We start from the raw sequence: 9,069 nt of genomic DNA, 5'->3' as shown, positions 1-9,069 counted from the left end.
CTTGTGCATCTGGTCGAAGAATTCGGTGTCCTCGCCGCCGGTCTGGCCACGCGCCAGGCTGAAGCGGCGGCCGCGCAGGCTGTCCGAGCCCATCCGCAGCAGAACATTGCAGGTGTAGCCGGTGCGGATCTCGCCGCGTACCCAGACGGGCAAGGTCGAATGGAAATCGCCGCGCCGCATCCAGTCCGGCGCATCCGGGCGATAGCGCGCCCTGACCGGGCCGAGCACGACGGCGACACCGCTTTGCTGCGCCATCGCGACCAGTTCGGCGAGCCATCGAGGCGTGGCCGTCTCGTCGTCATCAATGAAGGCGACGAAATCCGCTGTGCTCGCATCGAGGCAGGCATTGCGGGCGATCGAGATGTTGCGCGCCGGGGCATGCCGATAGTGGATCGGCACCGTCAATTCCCGCGACAGCGCCGCCACCAGATCACGGGCCGTCGGGGTGTCGTCATTGTCGGCGACGATAATGCGGATATCGAATCCCGCCGGCATCTCCATGGCGTCGAGCGAGCGCAGCGTGTCAGCCAGCTCCGGCCGGCGAAACGTGCAGACGCCGATGTCGATGCTGCGGTTCTTTGCCGACGCCGCCATCAGGCCACTCCGCGTCGCGAGCCGAGGCCGAGAAGCTGCAGCCAGAAGCCAACCGACCAGCCAAGATGCATGACCATGGCCGAGACACCGGCCAGCGCAACGTCAGCCTTGCGCTGGCGGATAGCCGTCACCAGCCCGTAGCCCAGGCACACCGACACCCACAGCAACAAAGGCACTGCCGCAATCCAATGCACGAAGGAGAAGGCCGCAAGAAGAACCACCGGGAAGACCGCCAGCGGCACCATCTGCCGGATCTTTGGGATGACGCGGTGCTTCAGCACATTCTTGGCACGCCCGCGACCGTAGCCGAGATACTGGAAATAGAGGCCTGAGAGCGAGGTGCGCGGATAGTAGACCATCTGCGTCTTGCCACTCATCCAGATCTTGTAGCCGGCCTTGCGCAGGCGATAATCGAGCTCGGCGTCCTCGTTATGGCTGAACGCTTCGTCGTAGCCGCCGACGGCGCCGAATGCCGATATCCGCATCAGTGCATGATGGCCGTGATCGATCCACTGTCCCTGCGAAAGATGCCGATGCTTCGAGCCGCCGGTGCCGAGCTTGGAGTTCTGCGCCGCGGCGGCCGCCTTCTGCACGGCACCGCTGCCGCTGGTCAGCATCGAAACGACAACCGAATCCGCTGATGTAGCCAGAGCTTCCTCGACCAGCCGGTCGCAATAATCGTCGGGATAACCGCCATGCGCATCGATGCGGATGAGATAGTCGGCACCATCGCCGAAGGTACCGACGGCGAGATTGATCGCCGCGCTCTGGATGCGCCGCTTGTTGTGGAGCAGGATAACCCGCGGGTCCTTGGCAATCACATCCTCGACGATGGAAAGCGTGCCGTCGGTGCTGCCGCCGTCGGCGACGATGATCCGGGCGCCAAGCCGGGCGGCCGCGGGCCGCAATTGATCGAGCAGCGCACCGATATGGGCGGCTTCATTCAGGCATGGAATGACGATCAGGCTGGATGAGGGTTTGTCCGTCTGCGTCATCAACCTCTGTCCATCTTGCCTCTGTCCATCCTTGGCCATCCTATGCCAATGCCTCGGCGGCAAAGGAGCCGGGCACGGCCGTCAGGCTGCGCAGCCGCTCGACAAGCGCCCGGCAATCGCTGCGATCGTAGCTCCAGGTCCTCGGATTGCGGGCCAGAACGCGCTCCTTCAGCCTGGCGAAGCGGTGCTCTTCCACCTTGCCGAGCACGGCTTCGAGCGCTTCGGGCGACGCCTGCGGCAACAGCACGCCGATATCCTGCTGTTTGAGGAACCGCCCGGTCTCGGTGTTGCCCATCGAGATCGGCACCGCTCCGAAACGGCAGCCTTCATAGAGCCGGTTGGGCAGAAGCCATTCGGAGTTCTGCCCCGCCTCGAAGAAATCGATCGCCCACGAAAAATGGACATCGTTGTAGATCGCCGCCATGTCTTCCGGATTGCGGTAGGGCCCGAGAAACGACAGCCACGGCTCGGCTTCGACAAAGCCGTGAAAGTCAGGGAATTCCGACAAAGCCGGACGTCCGCGCAGCACGATCTCGAAGCGGCCCTCCATGCGGCGGGAGAAATCGGCCAGCAGCTCGAGCGAGCGTCGGCAGCGCAGCGCACCGAACCAGCCGATCCGCCATGGCGGACCGACCGGGCTCTCTTCAGTCTCCGGAGCGCCGGGCAAGATCGTCGCGGCCTCGAAATATTTGTTTTCGACCAGCTCGATGGGTGCCGCAACCTGGCCGAACGGCTTGAAATAATTGGCGATAAAGGCAGGAGAACTGGTCACCAGCAGCTTCACATCCCTGGCCAGAAAGCGCTCGGTGGCGCGCAGCGCCTTGCCCAGGACATCGTTGCGCAGCACAAGCCGATGAATGTCGAGGCACTCGTATACGATCGGAACCGATGCACTGAAGGCTGACCTGGCGCGGCGGGCAAGCGCCAGCATTTCCAGGTTGCGCGCGATGATGAGATCCGGTTTTGGCATACCGCCAAGCTTCGAGCCTATCGAAACGGCTGCTTTGGCGACGGCCGCGAGGCGTTGGCCGAATCGCCCGTCACGCGTCGCGCCGAGGTCGATCGGCCGCAGTCCCTCGATATCCGCAATCGGATTCGCGGTGCGACGGAAGCCGGCCAAAGTGACCTGGGCCCCACCTGCCCTGAGCATCGTGATCCGCCGGCGCACCGCCGGGTCGGAAACGTCGTGCACAAGGTACAAGACATGCAGCATAAAAACTCGACCGCTGTTGGCCCACCCGAGGGAATGCTAGTACAGGTCTTGCTGCATCGCAACATTTTTGGTGCGGCGGCCCACGTTTTCTGTTGCACTGCAAAATTATTGCCGTAGTTTGTGGTCGGCGGCGGTCGTGGATTTTCGGGCTCGGAAATCCACGTAAAAAAAAATCAGGAATCCTGAATTTGGAAGCCAATGCATTCGATCCGCCAGAAGGCTCCTTGCGCAAATCGGTTGGGCGCGGCGCGGTTGTCACGGCCATGGCGCAGTCGGTGCGGGTCGCGACACAGATCCTGTCCGTTATCGTCTTGTCGCGGTTGTTGTCGCCACAGGATTTCGGCGTCGTGGCGATGTGCGCGCCGGTGCTTGCCTTTATCGCCCTGTTCCAGGATTTCGGCCTGACCCAGGCGACGATCCAGAAGTCGGGCATCCGGCATGAGGAGGTGAACTACCTCTTCTGGATCAATGTCGCGGTCAGCGCGATCCTGGCTTGCGTGCTTGCGGGTGCGGCGCCGCTGGTTGCCGCCTTCTACGGCGAGCCGCGCGTGACGGGTCTGGTGGCTGCGTTCGGGCTGCAGATCATGGCCTATGGGCTGGGCGCCCAGCATCTGGCGCTCTTGACACGCCGCATGCAGTTCGGCCGGCTGGCCGTCATCGACGTCGCCAGCGCCATTGCCGGGCTTGCGGTGTCGATCGCCTGGACCTTTATCGATCGCTCCTATTGGGCCCTGTTTGCCGGCACGCTGACCGGTGCCGTGCTGCCGACGCTCTGCTATTGGGCGAGCTCGCGCTGGCGCCCGGGCCTGCCGCGCAAGGTCGCCGGCATCGGCGAGCTGATCAATTTCGGCGCCGGCATCACCGGCTTCAACTTCGCCAATTTCTTTGCCCGCAACCTCGACAATGTGCTGATCGGCAAATATTGGGGCGAGGCGCAACTCGGCCTCTATGACCGCGCCTACAAGCTGCTTCTGTTTCCGCTGAGCCAGATCACCAACCCGCTGTCGAAGGTGATGGTTCCGGCGCTTTCGAGGCTGAAGGATGAGCCGGATCGCTACCGCAGCGCCTACCTGCGCGTCATGCCGCTGATCCTGCTGGTGGCGCTTCCCGGCGTCGCCTTCGCCACGGCGATGTCGGATGTGCTGATCCCCTTCGTGCTCGGCGAGCAATGGCGCGCAAGCGCCTCGATTTTCCTGGCGCTGGGCTTTGCCGGGCTGCTGCAGCCGCTCAACAATCCGGCGGGGTGGCTTTTCGTCAGCCAGGGCCGCTCCGGCGATTTCATGCGCTGGGGCGTCATAACGGCCGTGACGTCGGTGCTGGCCTTCATGCTCGGCCTGCCCTATGGCGCGCTGGGCGTGGCGATCGCCTATGCGATCAGCGAATATCTGCGGACGCCGTTCCTGTGGCTCTATGTCGGCAAGAGCGGGCCGCTTCAGGCGCACCATGTACTTCGCGCGGCAACGCCGTTCGTGCTTGGCGCCCATCTGGCACTGGCCGGCATCTGGTTCATCAAGCCAGCGCTGCCGCAGCAGCATGTCGTCGCCCTGGCCAGCGGCGCCGTGCTCGCCTACCTCATCACCATCGTCATCGCACTGGCATTCGCCTCCGGCCGCGAAGCCTTGCGCGAGGCCCTCAAGATGCTGCCGGCAAGGCTGCCTGCGGCGGCGGCGCGCGAAGCGCAATAATTTGGGCGTCTTCGACTGCTACCGACATCTCCTCCAGGACCAGGTCTGAACCATGCACTACCGATCGATCTCCGATATGAACGACGCCATCGTCAGGGGCCTGCACCGGCTGCCGCGCGACATCGACCTGGTGGTCGGTGTGCCGAGAAGCGGCGTTTTGGCAGCGACGCTGGTCAGCCTTGCCGCGAACATCCCGATGACCGATCTCGACAGCTTCCTGGAAGGGCGTATCTATACGTCTGGCGTCACCAAGCGCCGTGCCGCTCTCGACCGCAAGGTTTCCGAGATGCGCAAGGTGCTGGTGATCGACGACAGCGTCGCCGGCGGCAACGCCATGCGTGACGCACGCGCCCGCATCCAGGCTGCGGGCATCAAGGCGGAGTTCACCTTTGCCGCCGTGTTCGGCCTTGAGCCCCAGCACCAGGAAACCGACCTCGTCTTCGAAGTCGTGCCGCATCCGCGCATGTTCCAGTGGAACTTCATGCATCATAAATTCCTGGCGCAATGCTGCGTCGACATTGACGGCGTGCTGTGCCTCGATCCGACAGAGGCGGAAAACGACGACGGCCCGGCCTATGAACAATTCCTCAGCGAAGCGCGGCCGCTCCATGTCGCGACCCACAGGATCGGCTGGCTGGTCACCAGCCGGCTGGAGAAATACCGCGCGCTCACCGAGGCATGGCTCGCCAAGCATGAGATCAAATACGACCAGTTGATCATGCTCGATCTGCCGAGCAAGGCGGAACGGCAACGGCTCGGCGCGCATGGCAGTTTCAAGGCCGATTTCTACCGCAAATCCGATGCCATCCTGTTCATCGAGAGCGAGCACGAACAGGCGCTGAGGATCACCGAACTGTCAGGCAAGCCGGTGCTGTGCGTCGAAACGCATATGGTCAGCTTTCCCAACACGCTGTCGCTGCCGGCACTTGGCCAGGCGGCCAGAAACCTGCCGGCAAGGCTGCGGCAGATCAAGTCGCAAGAGGGCCGCAAAAGCGCCGCCAAGACCATTGCCCGCGCGCTGCTTGGCGCCCGCGGCTACGAGACGCTGAAAAGCCGGGTCAAACGCCCGGCCTGACCTGCTCAGGCGGCGCCGTCAGGCCGCCTGCCGCGCGCGTTGCTGCATGGCCCTGTCCAGTATCGAGAAGAAGGTGATGAACTGGCGATCGGGATCGAGTTCCGGGCGCCCGGCGAAGCTGCGGGCGAGGCTGGAAAGCCGGTCATATTCCTGATTGTCGTTCCACAGCCGCCTGACGGCCGCGACCCAGTCGGCCAGCGGTGCATCATAATCCAGCACCACGCCACCGGAGCCAATCGCTTCGGGCAGACCGCCGCGCCGCGAGCCGACAACGGGGATTCCGCTGCAATGGGCCTCCGACGCGACGCGGCCCCAGGCCTCTTCCCACTTGCTGGGAGCAAGCAGGATCTTCGTGCGGCCGTAGACCGTCTTCATGTCGCTGGTGCGGCTCTCCAGGACGACATTGCCCAAGGGAGCGATCGTCTGCTCGATCCGCGCCCGGTGATCGTCGTCGAGCTTCCAGCTTTCGACGAACAGGAATGGAATTTCGCGGCAGGCGCCGGCGATCCGCACCGCGAGCTCGAACCCCTTTTCCTCATAAGGGTTGATCAGCGTGACGAACTGGCCCGTCGTCGGCGTCGAGTAGTGCGCCGGGTTGATGGTTGGCGGGATCACCACCGCCTCGATGCCGAACTCCTGTCTGTAAGTACGTGCGGTGAAGTCAGAATTGGCGATGTAAAGCGCGGAATGCAATTCGCGCAGATCGCCGCCCAGTTCATGGAACTCGACATTGCGGAGATAGACGACCAGAGGCACGCCCTCCGCCTGCAGCGCCTTGCCGATCGGAACCGATTTGTGACACTGGACCACGGCGACATCGGGCTTCAGCCTGTCGACGGCATAGCCCGCTGCTTCCCAGGGAAACCAGGCCCGCACCACCGGATAGCCGGGATAGCTGTCGACAACCGCCGGCTGCCGCAGCAGCTTCATCTTGGCGCGCGCCTTGAAGCCGAAGACACCATCACCGAACAGGGCGGCGAGCACAGCGGCTTCATGACCGTGCTCGATCAGCTGTTCGGCCAGATGATGCGTGCTCGACTGAACGCCGCCGCTGAACTCGGGCGGGTAGCCGTTGCCGCCTGCAAAGAGAACTTTCATGATCGGGCTCCTTGTCGCATCTCGTATTCCTTGCTCGGAGACAACAGGCAAAGTCCGCCGCCTCGCTTTCGACGTCAGGCAAGTTTCGGCGGCTCCAGATTGGCGAAGGGATTGGTACACGATTGCCAGCCGGTAAATCGGATCGGGTCGTTGGGCGAACTGCGCCAGGCATAGTCCGTCAGCATATGGAATTCGGCGACCACCCAGCGGTCGAAATGCACTAGATCTTCCCGCTTTCGCTCGGGCAGCAGGCGGCGTGCTGCGCCCAATTTGAGTTCCTCCACCAGCGTGACGGCGTCGCTTAGTTTTTCGCTTGGAAAGTTCCACGGATTCCTGTTGCGGAACGCCAGCACGAACTGCTGCAGATGCTCGATGCGGATGTTCAACTTGCCAAGGTATTTTTCCAGCGTGACGCGCACCAGATCCTCGTCCGAGAACGAGGAAACGGCGGCGTAGGCGACCCCTGTCGAAACCACTCCGCCAGCCATGACGGCCAGGGCCGAGCGTCTGGAAATCTCGATCATGCGATACCTCCTTTCACGCGATCCGGCTCGCCGCCCGCAAGGACAGCGCTGCCGCGGTCAGGCTCGGGTTGGCGCAGGAGCAGCTCGGATAGGTGCTGGTGCCGACGACGACCAGATTTCTGAGCTGGTGGTGGATCATGCCGCTGTCGATGACCGAATCGGCTGGGCCCGTACCCATCCTCAGCGTGCCCTGGACGTGCGATTCGCTCGGCCGAATGCCGCGGTCGAAGAGCTTTTCGACCGGCAGCGGCGCCAGAAGGCCAGGCAATTTCTCCAGAGCGCGCGCCATGCCCTTCACCGCATAGTCCGATGGCGCCTTGAAGCTGACGAAGGCATTCTCATCCTCGTCAAGCGTGACGAAGTTCTCGGGATCGAGCAAGTCCTCGGTGACCACGACAAGCGGCAGCGCCTGGCGTAGCCGCCCTTTTTCGGCACGCAGTCCGTGCTGCCAGCGGTTCTCGAAATAGACCAGTGCCGCCGCATGCTTCGATCGGTGAGGACCATCATAGAGGCCGAAATTCAGGCCGGTGGTGATGGTGCTGCCATCGAAATTGTCGACGCCGTCCAGATAGACCTCGAAATTCCAGCCGTAGGATTCATGCAGGCCGCTGCCGACGAATTCGCCGCCCAGGCCGGATCGCAGCATGATCGCCGCGCTCTGGATGGCATTGGCGCCGAGAATGAAGAGATCGCCGCTGACCTGGTATTCCTTGCCGTCATGGCGGAACGTGACCGAACGGACAGCGCCGCCGACGTGATCGAGCCGGCGGACTTCCGCACCGAGGCAGACCGAGACGTCGGGATGCTCGAAGACGTGCATCAACCCGTTGTTGACGGTGAATTTGGCGTCGACCGGGCACAGCCAGCAACGCAGATTGGCACAGCACGAGGTGCGTTGTGATGTCGGCAGCCGCGCCCGCGCGGTTGGCATGACAAAGTGCTGGCCGGGCTGCGCCGCCTTCATCACCCTGTCCGGTGTCGACATGCGATGCGGCGGTTGCGGAAACGGCTTCGAGCGGGGCAGCATCGCCGCCATGTCGGGATCGCCGGAGATCGACATGATGTCTTCCGCGTCGCAATAGAACGGCTCGACGTCGTCATAGCTGATCGGCCAGTCATTGCCGATACCGTAGGTGCTTTTCAGCCGGAAATCATTGGGATGAAATCTTGGCGTCTGCGCGAACCAGCAGTTCGTCCCGCCACCCAGTCCGATCGTGTAGTTCCACGGCTTGTTGGAATTGGTCTTGTAGGTCGTTTCGTCTTCGATGTCGGTGTTGACGTTCTGCTCGAGCTGCCATTCATGGGTGTTGTGGCGCCCCCACTCCAGCACCAGAATGCGTGCCTTTCGGCGCTTGGCGAACTCGTGCAGGAAGAAGGCCGAACCGAAGCCGGAACCGATCGCTACGAGATCGAAATGATCCTTGGTGATTTGCTCCGGCTTTACGTCCAGCACCATCGGCTACAACTCCACACAGAAATACGCGCTCAGTCCCAGCGCCCGCAGGCCATGTGCGGACCGGTATTGCATCCGTCTGCCAGGGCCTAGTCTCATGCCGCCATTCTGCCGATCGAGTGATATTCGATGCCGTGGCGGGCGATGACCTTGGGGTCATAGAGGTTGCGGCCGTCGAAGATGACCGGCGTAATCAGCGCATCCTTTACCGCGTCGAAGGACGGCGCGCGAAAGCTCTTCCATTCCGTGGCGATCAGCAGCGCATCGGCACCGCGCAGCGCTGCCTCCTTAGTGCCGCACAGAAGCAGGTCGTCGCGCAACCCGTAGATGGCCTGGCATTCCTGCATCGCCTCGGGATCATAGGCCTGCACATTGGCGCCGGCCTTCCAGAGCGCTTCCATCAGGACGCGCGCCGGCGCCTCACGCATGTCG

Annotated in this window: 9 protein-coding genes; 2 read left to right on the top strand and 7 right to left on the bottom strand. The window is 63.0% G+C overall.

All coding sequences use genetic code 11. The features are described 5' to 3' along the window. The 3 genes from EN750_RS08090 to EN750_RS08080 all read right to left on the bottom strand — a co-directional run. A partial coding sequence (locus EN750_RS08090) for a glycosyltransferase family 2 protein (RefSeq protein ID WP_145967481.1) occupies window positions 1-594 on the bottom strand: 594 nt, incomplete at its 3' end. Beyond that, on the bottom strand, window positions 594-1,589 hold the full coding sequence (locus tag EN750_RS08085; protein WP_127396119.1) for a glycosyltransferase family 2 protein: 996 nt from the start codon (window positions 1,587-1,589) through the stop codon (window positions 594-596). The genes EN750_RS08085 and EN750_RS08090, both read right to left, overlap by 1 nt. Window positions 1,590-1,629: 40 nt before the next feature. Continuing rightward, on the bottom strand, window positions 1,630-2,802 hold the full coding sequence (locus EN750_RS08080; RefSeq protein WP_127396118.1) for a glycosyltransferase: 1,173 nt from the start codon (window positions 2,800-2,802) through the stop codon (window positions 1,630-1,632). A gap of 188 nt (window positions 2,803-2,990) precedes the next feature. Here EN750_RS08080 and EN750_RS08075 point away from each other — a divergent pair, with 188 nt between their 5' ends. Together EN750_RS08075 and EN750_RS08070 are read left to right on the top strand one after the other, a co-directional pair. Beyond that, window positions 2,991-4,487 carry a lipopolysaccharide biosynthesis protein gene (locus EN750_RS08075; protein WP_127380405.1) on the top strand — a complete coding sequence of 499 codons (1,497 nt, stop codon included), beginning with the start codon at window positions 2,991-2,993 and terminating at the stop codon, window positions 4,485-4,487. Between the two features lie 52 nt (window positions 4,488-4,539). Further along, entirely contained in the window at window positions 4,540-5,562 is a 1,023-nt protein-coding gene (locus EN750_RS08070; RefSeq protein WP_127396117.1) for a phosphoribosyltransferase family protein, read from the top strand. Between the two features lie 18 nt (window positions 5,563-5,580). Here the strand turns inward: EN750_RS08070 and EN750_RS08065 are convergent, their stop codons facing one another. The 4 genes from EN750_RS08065 to EN750_RS08050 form a co-directional block, all read right to left on the bottom strand. Continuing rightward, the gene (locus EN750_RS08065) at window positions 5,581-6,660 is read right to left on the bottom strand and encodes a glycosyltransferase (RefSeq protein ID WP_127267654.1); all 1,080 of its coding nucleotides are present in this window, start codon (window positions 6,658-6,660) and stop codon (window positions 5,581-5,583) included. Between the two features lie 74 nt (window positions 6,661-6,734). Next, entirely contained in the window at window positions 6,735-7,184 is a 450-nt protein-coding gene (locus EN750_RS08060; RefSeq protein ID WP_127267655.1) for a hypothetical protein, read from the bottom strand. A gap of 13 nt (window positions 7,185-7,197) precedes the next feature. Next, a complete protein-coding gene (locus EN750_RS08055; protein ID WP_127396116.1) occupies window positions 7,198-8,640 on the bottom strand; it encodes a GMC family oxidoreductase in 1,443 nt (480 codons plus the stop codon). 92 nt (window positions 8,641-8,732) lie between these two features. Then, the coding region (locus EN750_RS08050) for a UDP binding domain-containing protein (RefSeq protein WP_281062275.1) at window positions 8,733-9,069 on the bottom strand (337 nt) is incomplete at its 5' end.

Source organism: Mesorhizobium sp. M7A.F.Ca.ET.027.03.2.1, assembly GCF_003999175.1.
In the GTDB taxonomy this organism is placed as follows: Bacteria; Pseudomonadota; Alphaproteobacteria; order Rhizobiales; family Rhizobiaceae; genus Mesorhizobium.
The sequence above is the reverse complement of the archived record's forward strand: the minus strand, read 5'-3'. Positions and strand labels throughout refer to the sequence as shown.